20 protein-coding genes and 1 tRNA gene are annotated in these 16,848 nt (G+C 51.9%); 14 read left to right on the top strand and 7 right to left on the bottom strand.

The window, feature by feature from the left end; all coding sequences use genetic code 11:
• Positions 1-311: 311 nt before the first annotated feature.
• The 10 genes from O4H49_RS12870 to O4H49_RS12825 are packed head-to-tail and all read left to right on the top strand — an operon-like array spanning position 312 to position 6,786.
• Positions 312-629 carry a hypothetical protein gene (locus O4H49_RS12870; protein WP_269423842.1) on the top strand — a complete coding sequence of 106 codons (318 nt, stop codon included), beginning with the start codon at positions 312-314 and terminating at the stop codon, positions 627-629.
• A 5-nt stretch (positions 630-634) separates the two neighbouring features.
• Positions 635-3,259 (top strand): toprim domain-containing protein, encoded by a 2,625-nt coding sequence (locus O4H49_RS12865; RefSeq protein ID WP_269423841.1) that lies wholly within the window; start codon positions 635-637, stop codon positions 3,257-3,259.
• The gene (locus O4H49_RS12860) at positions 3,256-3,519 is read left to right on the top strand and encodes a hypothetical protein (protein WP_269423840.1); all 264 of its coding nucleotides are present in this window, start codon (positions 3,256-3,258) and stop codon (positions 3,517-3,519) included. Before O4H49_RS12865 ends, O4H49_RS12860 begins: the two co-directional genes overlap by 4 nt.
• A 3-nt stretch (positions 3,520-3,522) precedes the next feature.
• Complete coding sequence (locus tag O4H49_RS12855) at positions 3,523-3,654, top strand: hypothetical protein (RefSeq protein WP_269423839.1); 132 nt, start codon at positions 3,523-3,525, stop codon at positions 3,652-3,654.
• Positions 3,641-4,036: a hypothetical protein gene (locus O4H49_RS12850; protein ID WP_269423838.1), complete on the top strand. Its 396-nt coding sequence runs from the start codon at positions 3,641-3,643 to the stop codon at positions 4,034-4,036. The genes O4H49_RS12855 and O4H49_RS12850 overlap by 14 nt, the downstream gene beginning before the upstream one ends.
• On the top strand, positions 4,033-4,338 hold the full coding sequence (locus tag O4H49_RS12845) for a DUF4406 domain-containing protein (RefSeq protein WP_269423837.1): 306 nt from the start codon (positions 4,033-4,035) through the stop codon (positions 4,336-4,338). The genes O4H49_RS12850 and O4H49_RS12845 overlap by 4 nt, the downstream gene beginning before the upstream one ends.
• Entirely contained in the window at positions 4,331-4,852 is a 522-nt protein-coding gene (locus O4H49_RS12840; RefSeq protein ID WP_269423836.1) for a hypothetical protein, read from the top strand. Before O4H49_RS12845 ends, O4H49_RS12840 begins: the two co-directional genes overlap by 8 nt.
• Positions 4,849-6,249: a DNA (cytosine-5-)-methyltransferase gene (dcm, locus tag O4H49_RS12835; RefSeq protein ID WP_269423835.1), complete on the top strand. Its 1,401-nt coding sequence runs from the start codon at positions 4,849-4,851 to the stop codon at positions 6,247-6,249. The genes O4H49_RS12840 and dcm overlap by 4 nt, the downstream gene beginning before the upstream one ends.
• Entirely contained in the window at positions 6,246-6,518 is a 273-nt protein-coding gene (locus O4H49_RS12830) for a hypothetical protein (RefSeq protein ID WP_269423834.1), read from the top strand. The genes dcm and O4H49_RS12830 overlap by 4 nt, the downstream gene beginning before the upstream one ends.
• Entirely contained in the window at positions 6,511-6,786 is a 276-nt protein-coding gene (locus tag O4H49_RS12825; protein WP_269423833.1) for a hypothetical protein, read from the top strand. Before O4H49_RS12830 ends, O4H49_RS12825 begins: the two co-directional genes overlap by 8 nt.
• Here O4H49_RS12825 and O4H49_RS12820 read toward each other — a convergent pair.
• Both O4H49_RS12820 and O4H49_RS12815 read right to left on the bottom strand, forming a co-directional pair.
• Entirely contained in the window at positions 6,758-7,741 is a 984-nt protein-coding gene (locus tag O4H49_RS12820; RefSeq protein WP_269423832.1) for a tyrosine-type recombinase/integrase, read from the bottom strand. The genes O4H49_RS12825 and O4H49_RS12820 overlap by 29 nt on opposite strands.
• A 207-nt stretch (positions 7,742-7,948) precedes the next feature.
• Positions 7,949-8,033: transfer RNA gene (locus tag O4H49_RS12815), tRNA-Leu, on the bottom strand.
• 454 nt (positions 8,034-8,487) lie between these two features.
• Between O4H49_RS12815 and O4H49_RS12810 the strand changes: the two genes are divergently transcribed.
• The 3 genes from O4H49_RS12810 (at position 8,488) to O4H49_RS12800 (ending at position 10,309) form a co-directional block, all read left to right on the top strand.
• On the top strand, positions 8,488-8,991 hold the full coding sequence (locus O4H49_RS12810) for a cold-shock protein (RefSeq protein ID WP_269423831.1): 504 nt from the start codon (positions 8,488-8,490) through the stop codon (positions 8,989-8,991).
• Positions 8,992-9,177: 186 nt separating this feature from the next.
• On the top strand, positions 9,178-9,759 hold the full coding sequence (locus tag O4H49_RS12805) for a YqaA family protein (protein WP_269423830.1): 582 nt from the start codon (positions 9,178-9,180) through the stop codon (positions 9,757-9,759).
• A 22-nt stretch (positions 9,760-9,781) separates the two neighbouring features.
• Positions 9,782-10,309, top strand: coding sequence for a disulfide bond formation protein B (locus O4H49_RS12800; protein ID WP_269423829.1), 528 nt, complete (start codon positions 9,782-9,784; stop codon positions 10,307-10,309).
• 49 nt (positions 10,310-10,358) lie between these two features.
• Here the strand turns inward: O4H49_RS12800 and O4H49_RS12795 are convergent, their stop codons facing one another.
• The 3 genes from O4H49_RS12795 to O4H49_RS12785 all read right to left on the bottom strand — a co-directional run bounded on the left by O4H49_RS12795 (position 10,359) and on the right by O4H49_RS12785 (position 12,759).
• The gene (locus tag O4H49_RS12795) at positions 10,359-10,940 is read right to left on the bottom strand and encodes an HNH endonuclease (RefSeq protein ID WP_269423828.1); all 582 of its coding nucleotides are present in this window, start codon (positions 10,938-10,940) and stop codon (positions 10,359-10,361) included.
• A 405-nt stretch (positions 10,941-11,345) separates the two neighbouring features.
• Positions 11,346-12,017: an alpha/beta hydrolase gene (locus O4H49_RS12790; protein WP_269423827.1), complete on the bottom strand. Its 672-nt coding sequence runs from the start codon at positions 12,015-12,017 to the stop codon at positions 11,346-11,348.
• Between the two features lie 112 nt (positions 12,018-12,129).
• Entirely contained in the window at positions 12,130-12,759 is a 630-nt protein-coding gene (locus O4H49_RS12785) for a DNA-3-methyladenine glycosylase family protein (protein ID WP_269423826.1), read from the bottom strand.
• Between the two features lie 42 nt (positions 12,760-12,801).
• Between O4H49_RS12785 and gluQRS the strand changes: the two genes are divergently transcribed.
• Positions 12,802-13,650, top strand: a complete 849-nt coding sequence (gluQRS, locus tag O4H49_RS12780) for a tRNA glutamyl-Q(34) synthetase GluQRS (protein ID WP_269423825.1) — start codon at positions 12,802-12,804, stop codon at positions 13,648-13,650.
• Between the two features lie 32 nt (positions 13,651-13,682).
• On the opposite strand, the gene O4H49_RS12775 is transcribed toward gluQRS, so the two are convergent.
• Positions 13,683-15,341, bottom strand: coding sequence for an acyl-CoA dehydrogenase family protein (locus O4H49_RS12775; protein ID WP_269423824.1), 1,659 nt, complete (start codon positions 15,339-15,341; stop codon positions 13,683-13,685).
• 166 nt (positions 15,342-15,507) lie between these two features.
• Positions 15,508-16,791, bottom strand: coding sequence for a crotonyl-CoA carboxylase/reductase (gene ccrA, locus O4H49_RS12770; protein WP_269423823.1), 1,284 nt, complete (start codon positions 16,789-16,791; stop codon positions 15,508-15,510).
• Between the last annotated feature and the right edge of the window lie 57 nt (positions 16,792-16,848).

Genomic DNA, 16,848 nt, shown 5'->3' with positions numbered 1-16,848 from the left:
TACATACTTATTCTCACCCCGCAATAGATAATATGTATAATGATACACACTTATATTTCTTGACGGCAGCAAAAAACACGCGTAATGTCGGAACTGTTCAAACGGGGTTAGCGTCTCATTTGATCAATATATCCAGTAGGCGTCCGCACGCCACGAGAGCGTGTTTTTTGTTGCCTCTTATGGCCGGACGTACGAGGGGATCTTCGGATCCGCTCCCTCCTACTGGGGAGTACGCTAACCTTGTCCGTCCGGTCACCAGCCTGTTAGCGTGGGCAGTGATCGGGTTAACCCGATCAGTAGGAGGCAGTAAAATGCCCTATGAAAAAGCACACCCTGAATCCCCCTATACGGTAAAAGAAAAGCAGCTCACCAGCCTCGAGAACGAGATACTGGAAATCGCCGTCTGCGGCGAAGCACTATACCTGGTTAAATCCTCTGTCTCAGACATGGTCGACAGCGGCAAGGTCGATATGGACAAATTGTCCGCGGCCTCGTTCTCCATGGGGATTTTCCAGAAGGTCATCACAAAATCAGTGCGCGAATGTAATCGCCAGATTGATGACTTCAGGGTCAACCCCAAGCCCGGCACCCCGAAAAAGACAATCGATAACAAATCCAAACAGGGATAAATCCCATGTCGATACCCAACGACGTGCGGCAGGACGTGATCAAACGTCTTGCCCGCGACTATAAATTCAAGGTAGTCGGCGACTGGTTCCGGGGCGGTGTCTGCCCCGGATGCGGCAAGAAGGAATTCTTTGCCCATGCCAAGGAACCCTGGACCGTAAAATGTGGCCGCGAGAATAACTGTGGCTGGTCATCGAACGTTAAGGAACTTTACCCTGACGCCTTCGCAAACTTTAACGAGCGGTACCAACCGACGGAAAAAGACCCCGACGCAACCGCCAACGCCTATATGCAGTTCTCCAGGGGCTTTCCTCTGGAGAAAACACGGGGCTGGTGGCGACAGGGAAAATACTGGAACCCGAACGCGATCGGAAAATACAAGGGAACTGCCACAGTAAAGTTCGACATCGATCGCGCCAACAGCATTTCGATGGAACGTTTTATCGAGGTTCTCAAGATCCGAGACCCTGAAGACGGGGTCGTCAAACCTCAAAAAGCGCATTTTTCCGGAAAATTCCGGGGAATGGCATGGATGCCACCCGGGGTCGAACTCGATAAGATCGGCGAGCTGTGGCTGGTCGAAGGCTGTATCGATGCCATTGCTCTAAACCTGAAAGGCATCCGGGCAGCAGCTATACTGGCCTGCACCAATTATCCCGAGGAATTTCTCAAATTGGTCCCTCTATCGGTCAAGCTGGTCTGGGCTCTGGATGGAGATAAGGCAGGAAAAAAATACATCCTTCGCCATGCAAAAAAAGCCACAGAAGCCGGCTACTGCTGTGAAGCCGCGATCATTCCTCCAAAAGGTAAGGAAAAGCTCGACTGGAATGATGCCTATCAGTTGGGTTGGCTTGATGAAAAGGGCCGGATAACCGGATTTAAATATCACGGCGAACTGCTTATGGCCAAAAGCCCCTTCGAAAAGGCCATGATTATCTGGGCCAGAATGGGCGTGAACCATTTTGCCGTTGATTTCGGGATGAAATATTACTGGTTTGCCCTGGACCTGGAGAAGTTCAACAAGGCCAGGGACACGATGGATGAAGAAGAAGCCGCCCGGCAATCCGGCTCTATCAGCCAGATCGCCAACTGTCACTTTGAATTCCTCTACTTCCTCAAAAGTCGTTTTACTGATGAAAGCTGGTACTACGCGAAGGTCCAGTTCCCGCATAAAAACACTGTCGTCAAAGACACCTTTTCTGGTGGGCAGGTCGCGGCATCGGCAGAGTTTAAAAAACGCCTTCTATCAATCGCAGCTGGAGCCCTGTTTACCGGAAAAGGCAACCAGTTGGACTGGATTATTAATCGACATCTCAGCAACATCAAAACTGTCGAGACGGTTGATTTCCTTGGCTACGCCAAAGAATACGGGGCCTATATCTTTGACCAGGTCGCGATAGCCGATGGCAAAGAGTACCCGATCAATGACGAAGATTTTTTTGAAATCGGCAAGCATTCGATCAAGACCATGAACAAGTCGGTCCATATCACGATCGGAAACAGGGAAGATTACAAACCAGAGTGGAAAGACAATCTCTGGAACGCCTTTGGACCAGAAGGTTTTGCCGCATTGACCTTCTTTTTCGGCAGTCTCTTTGCCGAACAGATCCGCGCAATTCAAAAATCCTATCCCTTTCTGGAGGTGGTTGGGGCAGCTGGCGCAGGTAAATCGACACTGATCGAGTTTCTATGGAAACTGCTGGGCCGCGACGACTTTGAAGGATTTGACCCAAATAAGGAAACCGTCGCGGCCCGGGCCCGTAAGTTCTCCCAGGGAGCAAACATTCCGGTCAGTCTGATTGAATCGGATCGCGAAGATAAATCCAAGGTCCGGCAGTTCGATTGGGATGAACTGAAAACCGCCTATAACGGACGATCGCACCGTGGACGCGGAGTCAAGAACTCCGGGAATGATACCGACGACCAACCCTTCAGGGGATCGATCGTTATAACCCAGAACAACGCAGTTAATGCATCAGAAGCGATCATGTCCCGCATTGTGCATTTTTACTTCACCACCGAGACCCAGACCAAAGACAGTTATCGAGCTGCCAAGGAACTTGAAAGTACAGAGGTCAAGCATGTGAATTACTTTATTCGTATGGCTTGCCTGGCAGAAAAAAGCATTCTGGCCACCGTGAAAGAGAAAGCCCCGGCCTATGAACAGCAGCTATCGACTATTAGCGAAATCAAATCGAACAGGATCGCAAAAAACCATTCCCAGATGATGGCCCTGGTCGATGCCTTGGCACCATTGATCGGCCTGACCGATGACCAACATGATGCAGTCATTTCCTGTTTTACCAATGCCGCGATCAAACGTCAGGCCGCACTGGCCGCAGATCACCCGATCGTCGCCGATTTCTGGGAAGTCGTTGAATATCTGCAGCAGGACGGAACAGATCTCAATCATTCCCGGAACGATAAAACCGAAATCGCCATCAACCTGAATGACTTTGTCCGCTGGGCCAATATCAAACAGCAGACCGTCCCGCCTATTCAGGACCTTAAAAAACATCTGAAACAGAGCCAGTCGCGCAAGTTCAAGGACGTCAAGGTCGTCAATTCAGGGCTTGAACAGAACAAATCGATCCGCTGCTGGATTTTTGAAACCGAGGGGAAACAATCATGAGCAACATAAAACTACCTCCCTATTCAGAAGCCGCTCACCACGGCGCACATGTAAAAAAATCCAGCATGGCCATGCTCATTACCTACAACGCCACCACTGGGCAGTTTGATTATAGCTGCTATGGCGCGAACGAGCGTTTCCGCTGCATTGCCGGTCTGCTGGCCGAAGCAAGCAGTAAAGCGGTGCGCAATCTGCCGCCGCCCGATGCTGAAGTGCTTTTCAAAACCCTTTCTTCTGAAATCGACCAGGGAGGTCTGTGAGCCATGAAGCCCTTATCACCGATTTTGTTATCCGCACTGGAAAGCGTGACCCTTCTTGAGAAACGCCTTTCCGAAACCACTCAAAAGCCAGCCCGCCACAAATCAACCCGGGAGGTCAACAATGCCAGCCTTTAATTTCCAGAAACGTTTCGCCACCCAGATCACTTCAGGAACAAAACTCAGCACCATCCGCGCTGAACGTAAGGACAAACGCAGCCCCGCAGCCGTGGGTGATGAAGTGACCCTTTATACAGGTATGAGGACCAAGAACTGCAACAAGCTTGCGAAGGCCCGTATATCGGCTGTCAGAACCTTTATGATCACCAACCGGCGCAACAACGACGGTTTTGATTTCACCGGATATCTGGACGGCATGCCTCTGTCCGAAACTTCCCTTCATCAACTAGCAATCGCCGATGGCTTTGAAAACGCCCAGGAGATGATCGAGTTTTTCGACAAAACCTACAGCATCCCATTCGCCGGCTGGCACATCTCCTGGGAGGGTCTGGACAAATGAGAGTTTATATCGCTGGTCCAATTACGGACATGCCCGACCAGAACCGCGATGCTTTTCTGCAGGAAGAATACCGCCAGACACAGCAAGGCCACGCGGTCATGAACCCCGCTCGCTTACCCGTCGGCTTTGAAGAAAGCCACTACATGGATATCTGCCTGGCCATGGTCCGTTCCTGCGAACGCATTGTCATGCTGCCTGGATGGGAAAATTCCGCCGGAGCTATCGTAGAATCTCTACTTGCCGGAAAACTGGGGCTCGAAGTAGTGCCAAGCGAATTATTTACGGAGAAGGGCCATGACTAGTCACCTCACCGACAAACGTCGTCGGCAGAATGCCTTTTTGCCTTTTATGCTTGAGCAGGTCATTTCCCTTATCCTGGTCGACAGCGAAGAAGGTTTGAAAAACCCTCTACACCAGGAGGAACTGAGCGAACTTAAAAGAGCGGTTCCCATGCTGAAATCAGCACTGGCGCAGGTCAAGGCTGAGCGAATGATCTGGGTTGAATGCCCCAGATTAAAGCGCAGTCTGCGCAACGACTATATGGAGCTGTTCCAGACGCCCCTGAGAAAACGCCTGACCGGCTATGGCTTCCTCGTCATCATCTATATCTGCCACCAGCTGGTGCAAGAAGGGGCAGACCTTTCCGACAACATCATCGACGCGGTCAACACCCTGACACCCTTGGCCGAAAATGGCAGTAACGCCAAGATGATTGATGGAATGAAGGATTCAGCCTGGCGTATGGCCAGAAAGCTGATCACCAACCTCCGCCGCCGAGACTACCTCTTCATCCAAAACGTAGGAGTAGCAGCATGATGCAGCTTTTCACATACGGCTCTGTCTGCTCAGGAATTGAGGCGGCATCGATCGCTTGGGAACCGCTTGGATGGAAACCGGCTTTCTTTTCCGAAATCGATAAATTCCCTCGCGCCGTTCTCAAGCATCACTGGCCAAAAGTGCCACTGCATGGCGACTTCACAACAATTCGAGGCGATGAATATGGACCAATTGACCTTCTTGTCGGGGGGACACCATGCCAGTCCTTCTCCATTGCGGGACTCAGAGGCGGAATGGACGATCAACGCGGCAACTTATCGCTTGAATTTCTTCGCCTTCTTGAACGAACAGGGGCCCGCTGGATGGTCTGGGAGAACGTCCCCGGCGTCTTGTCTTCCAAGGGCGGACGGGACTTTGGTTCCTTCCTCGGGGCGTTACGCGAACTCGGGTTTCAGTACGCATACAGGGTGCTTGACGCTCAGTACTTCGGAGTACCACAGCGCCGCCGCCGTGTGTTCGTTGTCGCGTATTCTGGAACAGACGCCCATCCAGCAGAAGTACTATTTGAGCGCCACAGCCTGTGCGGGCATCCTCCGCCGGGCAGAAAAGAGGGGCAAGAAATTGCCGGAACGCTTGAGGCAAGCCTTGGGCGCAGTCGCGGTGCAGGAACATCACCCGGATCAATAGTACAAGGAAACCACTGGGAAGACGGGCCACATCCAACCCTAAATCAGAGCAATAATGTCGGCGGTATCGGTATGAGCAACCAGGAACTATTCTCGCAGGGTGGTGCGGGGCTGGTTGAGGCATTCGGGGGGGGAAATTGTTCAGGTCCGATCGATGTGGCGGCAACCCTCACGGCAAAAGGGTGCAGGCAGGATTTTGAAGTAGAGACTTTTGTTGCTTGCCATTCATCAGGTCACGGGAAGTACAGCGAAGGCTTTGGCACTATCCGCGCAAGTGGCGGTGATTGCGGGTTAGGCAGTGAGAATTTACTGGCCTTCTCCTGCAAAGATGACGGCAGGGATGTTGTTGAGGGCATATCGCCAACGCTACGGTCGATGAATAGCGTAACCGGCCATCAAAACGGAGGTGGTCAGGTTGCTGTTGCTTTCGCCCAAAATTCACGCGATGAGCTCAGAGAAATGCCTTATTCTGGAGCGCTATCCGCTACGCCTGGAATGAAGCAGACAAGTTATGTCCGTGAAGGCATGACAGTCCGACGCCTTACCCCGCTTGAGTGCGAGAGGCTTCAAGGCATCCCAGATAATCACACGCGTATTCCATGGAGAAACAAGCCGGCTGAGGACTGCCCCGACGGTCCCAGATACAAGTCGATCGGCAATTCAATGGCTAGGCCTGTTATGCGGTGGATTGGTCAGAGAATTAAGGCGGTTGAGGCGAGGATTCTGTACAGCCGGGAGGCAGCAGAATGACAGAATGGTCGCTATCCGCCTCACAAGTTATCGACCAAGTTCATCAAACTTTACCAGATGATATCGATTACAAATCAAGGGTTAAAGCTGTCGATTCGGCTTATCCATTTGGAGAAAGAAAACACTGGCCTTACAAGGCTTGGCTGGCGGCAAGAAAACGCTATCTCCGTCCTTATAAGCCACCCAAGGAAGTCAAACACCTCTCGCCCCTTGAAAGGATGATTGAAAGGGCGCTGCAGAATAATGCCGGAGTTGATAACCATGAGTGAAGAAATTCTCATCGGCATTCTAGAAGAACTTAGGAAACAAAACCGGACTAGTCGGGAAATCTGGGATCTGGAGGATATAGCGGATTATCTGAAACTGGCTGTCAATTCCGTTGCGCGTCGTGTCGTTACTATCGAAGGATTTCCGATTCCTGTACAACTGCCCACCTCAGAAAAAGGTGGGCATAAACGGTGGTATGCGAATGAGGTGAAACAGTGGGTACGAAGGTTCAAAGGAACAATCAGCCAAGGCGCTGCGCGATCTCACTAGCCGTAGGATTATAATAAATCATCAGCGACCGGGGATCTTTATGGCCAACCATACGCGCCAAATCCAGCACATCAATTTTTCTAGCCAACCTGGTCAAAGCTTCATGTCTGGTGTCATGGAATTTCAAATCAAAAATTTTACATTTCTCATTGATTATCCGTCGAAACATTGTGGCCGCCGCAACCTGACTGCCTTTAAAAACTTTATTATCCTCGGTTGGCAAAAACAGCGTAAGCAGCTCAACAGCTGCCGTAGATAAAGGCACGTCTCTTTTAGTGCCGTTCTTTGTATCAGGAAGGTGAACGTATCTTCCCTCAAGAAAAACATTATCCCATGTTAATCCCCAGATCTCGCCTTGCCGCATCGCGGTTTCAATGGCTAACAAAAAGGCGATCGCCAGCCTCTGACGGGAGGTTTTAGGTTTTTCCCCTTCTTTATAATCTAGTGCTCGAAGGATTATTGCGATCTCCTGATCAGACAATCGCCGATCTCTTGGAGGTGGTTCTTTCGGGAGTTCTGCATCGCGACAGGGATTTTTCTCTATCCATTTCCAACGTTTTCTTGCGGCCTCCATTACAGAACCGATGAGATGGAATTCCCGATGGATGGAGCCAGCAGATAGTGTCTTTGCGGATTCCTTTATCCAGTCATTGATATCCTCGGTCGACAGTTGCAGGAGTGAAATATCGGCCAGACCAGATCTTTTTAGTTTTTGAAGACGTATATCTTCCCAACGAGCCCCTTTTTTGGTTGGAGAGATTTCTTTCGCATAACGATCGAATGCGTCGGAGGCTGTTTTTCCCTGGACCAGTCCTGTTTGTCGTCCAAAATCCTGCTCTTTTTCAACTGCCCAAGCTTGAGCCTCAAGTTTAGTCAAAAATGTCTTAGAAGCGTAGCGGCCTTTAATCCGAACCTCTGCCACCCATTTTTTTTCACGTTTTTTAAAAGTGGCCATACGGTTCCAACATCCAATTTAGTCGTAAATTAGTCGTAAATTTTGATCATGAATGCCATAAAACGCCATGTTTCGTCCAGATCAAAGCCTTAACCTCAGAAGAGATTAACACACTCAAAATTACATAAACCTCTTAGAACCATAAGGATTTCGGGCATAAAAAAAGAGGCCTGAGCAAAATGCATCGACCTCTTGTTTTATACGAGTTGGTGCCCCCGGCCTGACTCGAACAGGCACATCCGAAGATACGAGATTTTGAGTCACGCGCGTCTACCAATTCCGCCACGGGGGCTCTCGTGGATGCGCATATTACTTATGCCAGCGCCTTTGGCAAGCCTCCTTTACAAAAATAAATCCTGCCTGCTACTCCCGAAGACAAATCGCGCCGGAACCATGTCATTCGGACAACACAATAGCTTCATCCTTTTCTTCTCACCATATCAAACATTCCCCTGCCCCCACCATCAGAGAAGGCCGTATTTCACACGTCAAACCTGCATTTTTGCCTTATTTCGCAAATTTTAGTAAAGTGTCACTGGAACTTAACCCTTAATTAAGGGTATGATCTGTTCCAACGGCCAGGTTCTGGGGGGAAGCTTTTCAACGTTCTGGCCGATCAAAGAAGAACATCTCCCTCCAAGCTTGCGAGACATCCTCCCGGTGATTTTCCGGGAAGCCCTGCAGCAGACAGGGATGGATAGCTGGCAGGTTCAACAGAGAGGTCAGTCCGGGAGTAACCGTGCGCCATGTTGGAAACCAGTACACTCGACCAGGCAGAAAATGAACTGCCTGACATTCAGGCCCGCGTCAAATGGTTCAACGCCACCAAGGGCTTCGGCTTTGTCCAGGCGGGGGAAGACCTGCCTGATGCATTTCTCCACATTTCCGTTCTTGAGCGGGCAGGCCACAGATCTCTGCCAGAAGGGGCCGAGCTTGTGTGCGATCTGACCAACGGAGACAAAGGCCTGCAGGTCAAACATATTCACCGGGTCGAATCCCTGCCCGAACCGCCACCACCTCCGGGCAGTGAAAGTGGGTTGCCGACCATTGATGGTGTGGTCAAGTTTTTCAATGCTGACAAGGGCTATGGCTTTGTCGCCCCTGATGACGGCAGCCGGGATATTTTTATCTCCGCCCGTATTCTGGAAAGATCCGGCATCTTCCGCATCGCCCAGAATCAGCGAATCAGAATGGAAATTGAAGATGGAGACAAGGGGCCACTGGCGACACTGGCCCAGTTGATCGAATAATCCAGCTTATCCCCTCCTTGGGAATTATTGACCTTTTCTCTCCTGTCCTTAGCCCCTAAAGATCTGTGGTGGCCCGATTTTCTTGGCAAACTTTCTGACGTCTGACTGAAATCGCGTCAATCTGCCTTGACGGATCAGTCCTGCTCCTGTTTGCTTCGCCACCAGATCAACAAAAGGAAGCTCCCTGTGTTTCGCAGCCTCTATAACTGGACCATGGGGCTTGCAGCGCACCCTCATGCTCTGCTTGCCCTCGCCTTTATCGCCTTCATCGAAAGCTCGGTCTTCCCCATTCCCCCGGACATTCTGATCATCCCCATGGTACTTGCTGCCCGGGATCAGGCCTGGAAAATTGCGCTGGTCGCGACCATTGCCTCTGTTCTCGGCGGGATGCTGGGATATGGTATCGGCGCTTTTCTGTTTGATTCTGTCGGTCAGCCGATTATCGAATTTTACGGAAAGGCAGATTATATCGAGAGTTTCCGCACAAAATACCACGAGTGGGGTGCCTGGATTGTTTTCATCGCTGGCGTGACACCTTTCCCCTACAAGGTCATCACGATTGCCTCCGGTTTCTTCGAACTGAATTTCGGCGTCTTCTCTGTCGCTTCTTTCGGTGCCCGCGGTGCGCGTTTCTTCCTCGTCGCCGGACTGTTGTGGTATTTCGGTCAGCCGATCCGGATTTTTATCGAAAAGTACCTCAATATTCTCGCCACACTTTTTTGCATACTTCTGGTCGGGGGCTTCATTGCCCTCAAGTACCTGCTCTGACAGAAACCCTGGGGGAAAGACCATGTCAAAATTCACACAGCACCTGTTTGAGATCCGCAGTGGCTGGATGGCACTTGTAACCATCCTTTCCAGCGCGTCTATGCTTGCAGGTGCTTTGGCGTTTGAATATATCGGCGGTCTTTCTCCCTGTGTTCTTTGTATGTACCAGCGCTGGGTCTATGTCTGCGCGGCCGCGATGGGCTTGTTTGCCTGGCTGTTGCGTAAAAACCCCTTCCTCGCCCGCCTGTTTATCGGCCTTGCCAGCCTTTCTTTCTTTGTTGAATCAGCCGTTGCCGCCTTTCATACCGGGGTTGAGCAGCAATGGTGGGAAGGCAGCAGCGAATGTCAGGGCGATGCAATTGACCTTTCACTCTCGACTGAAGAATTGATGGCCCAGTTGCTCGACAAACCAGTTGCCCGCTGCGATCAGATCCCCTGGGATCTTTTTGGCATATCCATGGCGGGTTACAACGTGATGATTGCTTTTGCACTGGCCGTAATCTGTTTACTTGCCCTCAAAAGCCCCTCGAGTTCCCAACGACAAAACTGACATCAGAAGAGGCTTCGCCCTTCACGATCCAGAACGCAATGCTGCCTGCCTAATGAAGCAGTGACACACCACTTTCACCTTCCAGCTCGGTATCCCAGTAGAGAAAATCTCGCCAGCTCTGGTGCAGATAATTTGGGGGGAAAGCACGTCCCTTGATATTCAGTTCATGAACCGTGGGGCAACAGGGCCAGGACTGCAGGCTCATCCGTGCCTGTCCGGGAGAACGACCGCCCTTGGCCAGGTTACAACACTGGCAGGCTGTAACGATATTTTCCCAGGATGTGCCACCACCCTGACAACGCGGCACCACATGATCAAATGTCAACAATTCAGATGCCTGTTTCACGCCACAATACTGACAGGTAAAGGAATCCCGCAAAAAAACGTTAAAACGGGTAAAGGCTGGACGACGATCCAGCTGCACATAATCTTTCAGCGCGACGACAGAGGGCAAACGCATCTGAAAAGACGGCGAATGAACCTCGCTATCGTATTCTGAAACGATCTGGACCCGGTCAAGGAACACAGCCTTGATCGTATCCTGCCATGACAGCAAAGAAAGAGGAAAATAACTGAGCGGTCGAAAGTCTGCATTAAGGACTAACGCCGGATTGGCAGAAAAGGAAACCACGTCTTTCCTCCGCAGGATTACCAAACACACCTAGGGAATCATCAAAAACTTGGGCCTGTCGATGCCGCCTGCCAAATTGTCCAAACAAACCGTACTTGCGACAACCTGAAACCAGCATCTATTTAAAAATACTGCATATTTCGAATACATACAACATTTTGTATGCACGTAACAAAAGAAACACAAAATTCAGATTCCACTGTCACACCACGGTCATCGCTTCTTCATAAAGCCTGCCCCGGGAAAACCGGCCCCGCGTGATCAGCAAAAGCAGTCGCGTCCCCACAGCAGATTTTTTTTCAGAAGGAATGTAAAGAAAGGGCCGCAACAGAAAAAACCTGACCGCCCCTTGAGCGGGCAGGTCAGGGAATCAGCCTGACAGATCTGTCTGACAAATGTGCGCGTCTATTCCGGGGTGCTATAGCCCAGAACCTCAAGGGCAAAACCCACCCCCATGGAAATTCCGTTTTCGTCAATTCCATGCCCCAGTTCAGAGATCATCTGCTGATAAACGGGTACCTTGTGCTCCTGCAGCGCTTTCACCGCAGAAGGCAGGGCTTGAGACGGCACAACCTCGTCCTTGTCGCCATGGATCGCCAGAACAGGGCAAGGGCTTGTCATCTCTGTCTTGAGCAGATCAGACGAAACCAGCATCCCCGAATAGGCCATTATTCCGGCAAAAGCCTCTTTGCGGCGCAGCCCGACATGATAGGCCATCATCGCCCCCTGGGAAAAGCCCATCAGCAAAACCCGCTCAGCAGGGAGTTTGTAATGCGCCATTTGCTGGTCGATGAAAGCATCAACAATTGGTGCCGCAGCTTTTATTCCGATCAGGATCTGGTCGGGATCCCGGCTCATCAGACTAAACCACTGCCGCCCCATCGGGGCCATATCGCAGGTCTGATGGGCATCAGGAGAAACAATCGCTGCAGAAGGAAGAGCCTGGGCAAAAAAAGGCGCAAGACCAATCAGGTCCTGCCCGTTTGCTCCGAGACCATGTAGCATAATGATTAATTCTTTGGCCGGTCCGCCCGAGCTTGGCTCGTGCCTTGGGCCCGTTAAAACTACCTCTGACATTTCATGCCCCCCATGAATAACACTATACTTTTACACGAATTTTTGCCCGAGGTCACGAATTTAACAAAAATGGTTAATAAATATCTGTCAGCAGATATTTACACACTGCCTCTTAGGCAATTCCGGCATGGCGATAATAGTGCCAGAGGAACCTTGCCCCGGCACTGCGATAGGGACGCCAGAGCTCAGAAAGCTGGTACATTTCAGCAGGTCCTGGCCGTTGTCTCAGCCCCTTGAGATGTTTCATTGCCTCCTGCAAGGCGAGATCAGCTGCCGGCATGACATCGGGGCGGCGCAATGCAAAGAGCAAATAGATCTCGCAGGTCCAGCGCCCAATCCCCTTTACGGCAATAAGATGATCGATCACCGCCTCATCATCCATCCCCGGCAATAGATCCAGTTGAAGCTTTCCGCTGAGAACATCTTCGGCAAGTCCGCGGGCATAACGTTGCTTGGGCCGACTGAGGCCTGCGGCTTTCATTCCCTCGTCATCCAGTTTCAGAATCTCTTGTGGGGTGATCACGCCAACCTGTTCCAGCAAGCGCCCGAGAATGGCACGGGCAGACTGGACTGAAACCTGTTGCGAGATGATCATCCGGATTAACCCGTCAAAACCTGCTTCCTGGGAGCGCTCTGGTGGCAAACCATGTTCCGCGAAAGCTCGGGCAATATCCGGGTCGAGGCTGGAAAGAGCTTCCAACGCAGGGCGCAGGTTCTCGTCTGGAATTTTTCTATCACTCACAACTGGACTTCTTCCCCCTGGTCATTGCACATTTGTCAGACCATGATCCGATCTGAAACACCCACCTACCGCTTTGCCCCTTCCCCCACTGGTTATCTCCATCTGGGGCACGCCTACTCTGCGCTCTTCAGCTGGCAGAAAACGCTTACAGAGTCTGCCCGTTTCTTGCTCCGCATCGAAGATATCGACACCACGCGCTGTCGCAAGATTTTTGAGCAGGCGCTCTATGAAGACCTCTCCTGGTTGGGGCTGGAATGGGAGCAACCCGTGCGGCGTCAATCTGAACATTTGCCAGAGTATCAGAGCGCGCTGGACAAGCTGACACAAAGAGGACTGATCTACCCCTGTTTTTGCACCCGCAAGGATATCGCAGAGGAAATAGGACAGTCCGGCAACGCCCCTCATGGTCCGGACGGTGTTATCTATCCCGGGATTTGCAAACACCTGACCCGAAGCGAGCAGAAAGATCGACAGGACAGCGGGGCGTCCTATGCCCTGCGTCTGCATATGGATCGGGCTCTGGCACAATCCGGCACCTTATACTGGGAGGATCTCGCTGCGGGAGAGATTCGTGCCACTCCAGAAATTTTCGGGGATGTCGTCCTTGCCCGCAAGGATATTGCCACGAGCTATCACCTTTCGGTTACGCTGGATGATGCGCTACAGGGCATAACCTGTGTCACCCGCGGCATGGATCTTTTTCATGCAACCCATATTCACCGCCTGCTGCAAGCTTTATTCGATCTGCCTGTGCCCCGGTGGCACCATCACGAACTGGTCAGGGATGATCAGGGCATCCGGCTCGCCAAACGCCACAACGCCCTGGCAATCCGCAGCCTTCGCGAAGAAGGCAAGACCCCTGAAGATATTCTCAATATGATTGGCCTGTAAGACTAGCCCGAAACACTAGCCCCGAAAAAAGGTCAGTTGCGTCCGGATAACAATCCCCGGGCAATCACCTGGGCCTGGATTTCTGCAGCGCCCTCAAAGATATTGAGGATACGGGCATCACAAAGAACCCGACTGATCTTGTACTCCTGGGCATAGCCATTGCCACCGTGGATCTGCAAAGCGTTATCCGCATTGGACCAGGCGACTCTTGCCCCAAGCAGTTTTGCCATGCCAGCTTCGATATCGCAGCGGCGATCGGAATCTTTTTCCCGGGCTGCTGCATAGGTCAACTGACGGGCAATCATGGTTTCCACCGCCATCCAGACCAGCTTGCCGAACACCCGTGGAAAACTGTACAGCGGCTTACCGAACTGAATGCGCTCGCGGGCGTACTGCATGCCGAGTTCCATGGCACATTGCGCCACCCCCACCGCCCGTGCCGCGGTCTGGATCCTTGCTGATTCAAAGGTCGCCATCAGTTGCTTAAAGCCTTGCCCCTCTTCACCTCCCAGGAGATTATCACCGCGAACCTCGAAATTATCGAAACCAAGCTCGTATTCTTTCATACCGCGATACCCGAGAACCTTGATCTCTCCACCACTCATACCCGCTGCCGGAAAAGGGTTTTCCTCATTCCCCCGAGGTTTTTCGGCAATAAACATCGACAACCCCTTATACCCGGGTTCGTCCGGGTTCGTCCGGGCCAGCAAGGTCATAATGTCACTACGCGCTGCATGGGTAATCCAGGTCTTGTTGCCTGTGACGCGATAACAATCTCCTTCGCGTACGGCCCGGGTTTTAAGCGAGCCAAGATCAGACCCCGTGTTTGGCTCGGTAAAAACGGCTGTCGGCAAGATTTCGCCCGATGATATACGCGGCAACCAGGATTTTTTTTGCGCTTCGGTTCCACCCAGACGAATCAATTCAGCGGCAATTTCAGACCGCGTACCCAGTGATCCCAGACCGATATACCCGCGAGAAAGTTCTTCTGTTACAACACACATCGCCAGCTTGCCCATTCCAAGCCCGCCATATTCTTCAGGAACGGTGAGGCCAAAGATGCCAAGTTCTGCCAGTTGTTCAACCACCTCAATAGGTATCAGTTCATCCCTGAGGTGCCAGCCATGAGCCGCATCCTGATAATCATCAGCAATCTTGTGAAACTGCCCACGGATCATCTCCAGCGTCTCATCGCCCAGGCCTGAGGCCCCGAAATCACCCGTTTCAAGGCTGCCTGTCAGATATTCTGACAGCGCCTTGCGGTTTTCTGCAGTATTTCCCTCGGCAATCAGAACCCTGACCGCCTCACTCTCGAATACCGCTACCTGTTCGGCGGAAAGCCCCATATCAACCGGGCGTAGGATCTCCACCTGGCTGATGGCTATCCCTCCCCTGATCTGCGAGAGATACTCGCCAAAGGCGATTTTCAGCAACAGGGATTCAAGCTGACGAAATCCCCCATCCTCGTCCAGCTTCCGCGCCCAATCCAGCAATGTATCAAGCGCGGCAACATACGTCGCCATCCAGGCCAGTCCGTGAGCCGCAAACTGCTGTTCTTCCAGCAATTCCGTACTGATGCGCCCCTCCTGCTTGACCAGATGGGCAACAGACTGCTTTGCCTCTTCCAGCAAAACGGTGGCAGCAGCAACAGACTTCTCGCAGCGCGAGAACAGCAGCGGATCATGGGACATTGTGGTGGACCTTTAACACGCATCGTAAGGAAATTCAGGTACAGTGACAGCGTAGGTTCCGACAGGGAGCGTCCTTACAACAGCAGGTTACAAGTACGGCTTTGCGACTACCCGGGCGCTACATAACCACGGGCAGAAGCAATCCCTGTCGGCAACTGGAGAAGACCTAGCCTTCGACCACGTCTTCCAACGTACGCAAACCGGGGCGTTTTGATTGAACCAGCACGGCCATATTCCCGGGTTTATGTTGATTATTCAGCATTTTGGTATGCGCACGCGGAATATCATCCCAGGAGAATACCTCAGACATACAGGGGTCAAGACGCTGCTCGATTACCAGCTGGTTTGCCTGTGATGCCTGCTTCAGATTGGCGAAGTGGCTCCCCTGGATCCGCTTTTGTCGCATCCAGACAAAACGGGCGTCAAAAGTGAGGTTAAAGCCGGTTGTCCCGGCACAAAAAACCACCATGCCTCCCCGTTTGACAATGTTACAGCTGACCGGGAAGGTTTGTTCCCCTGGATGCTCAAAGACAAAATCAACATCATTGCCCTTGCCGGTGATATCCCAGATCGCCTTGCCGAACTTGCGGACTTCTTTCATGTAGTCCTTGTATCCCTCGACATCATTGACTTCAGGCAACCGCCCCCAACAGTCAAAATCACGACGATTGATCACGCCCTTGGCGCCAAGGGAAAGAACAAAATCACGTTTGGTCTCATCAGAGATCACCCCGATGGCGTTGGCACCTGCCGTGGCAATCAACTGAATTGCCATGGAGCCAAGACCACCTGAAGCCCCCCAGACCAGAACATTATGCCCCGGACGAAGGATATGCGGGCGATGACCAAAGAGCATGCGATAAGCTGTTGCCAGGGTCAGGGTGTAACAGGCGGATTCTTCCCAGGTCAGGTGACGGGGACGATGCATGAGCTGCTGGGACTGGACTCTTGTAAATTGGGCAAAAGAACCATCTGGCGTTTCATAACCCCATATACGCTGGGAGGGGGAAAACATGGGGTCACCGCCATTACACTCCTCATCGTCTCCGTCATCCTGATTACAGTGAACCACAACCTCATCACCCACTTTCCAGCGGGTAACCTTGGCACCAACCGCCCAGACAATCCCGGATGCGTCTGATCCGGCGATATGGTAGGGCTCTTTGTGAACATCAAATACGGAAATCGGCTTGCCCAACCCGGCCCAGACGCCGTTGTAATTAACGCCTGCCGCCATGACCAGAACCAGAACCTCGTTGGTTTCCAACGTGGGAACATCAACCACCTCGACCTGCATGGCCTTTTCCGGTTCGCCCTGACGTTCCCGCCGGATGGCCCAGGCATACATCTGTTTCGGCACATGCCCCATAGGTGGGATTTCACCCACTTCATAGAGATCTTTTTTTTCCTGATGGACAGTAAGGTCCACTACTTTTGCTGTATCAGTCATCTTTAGCCTCATCCCCGTTCCAGCCGCCTTGTGACGGTCTTTAGATTTCTTCGGATG

The sequence above is a fragment of the Kiloniella laminariae genome, from assembly GCF_027214005.1.
Taxonomy (GTDB): domain Bacteria; phylum Pseudomonadota; class Alphaproteobacteria; order Kiloniellales; family Kiloniellaceae; genus Kiloniella; species Kiloniella laminariae_A.
Note: the sequence above shows the minus strand (reverse complement) of the source record. Positions and strands in the feature narration are given on the sequence as shown.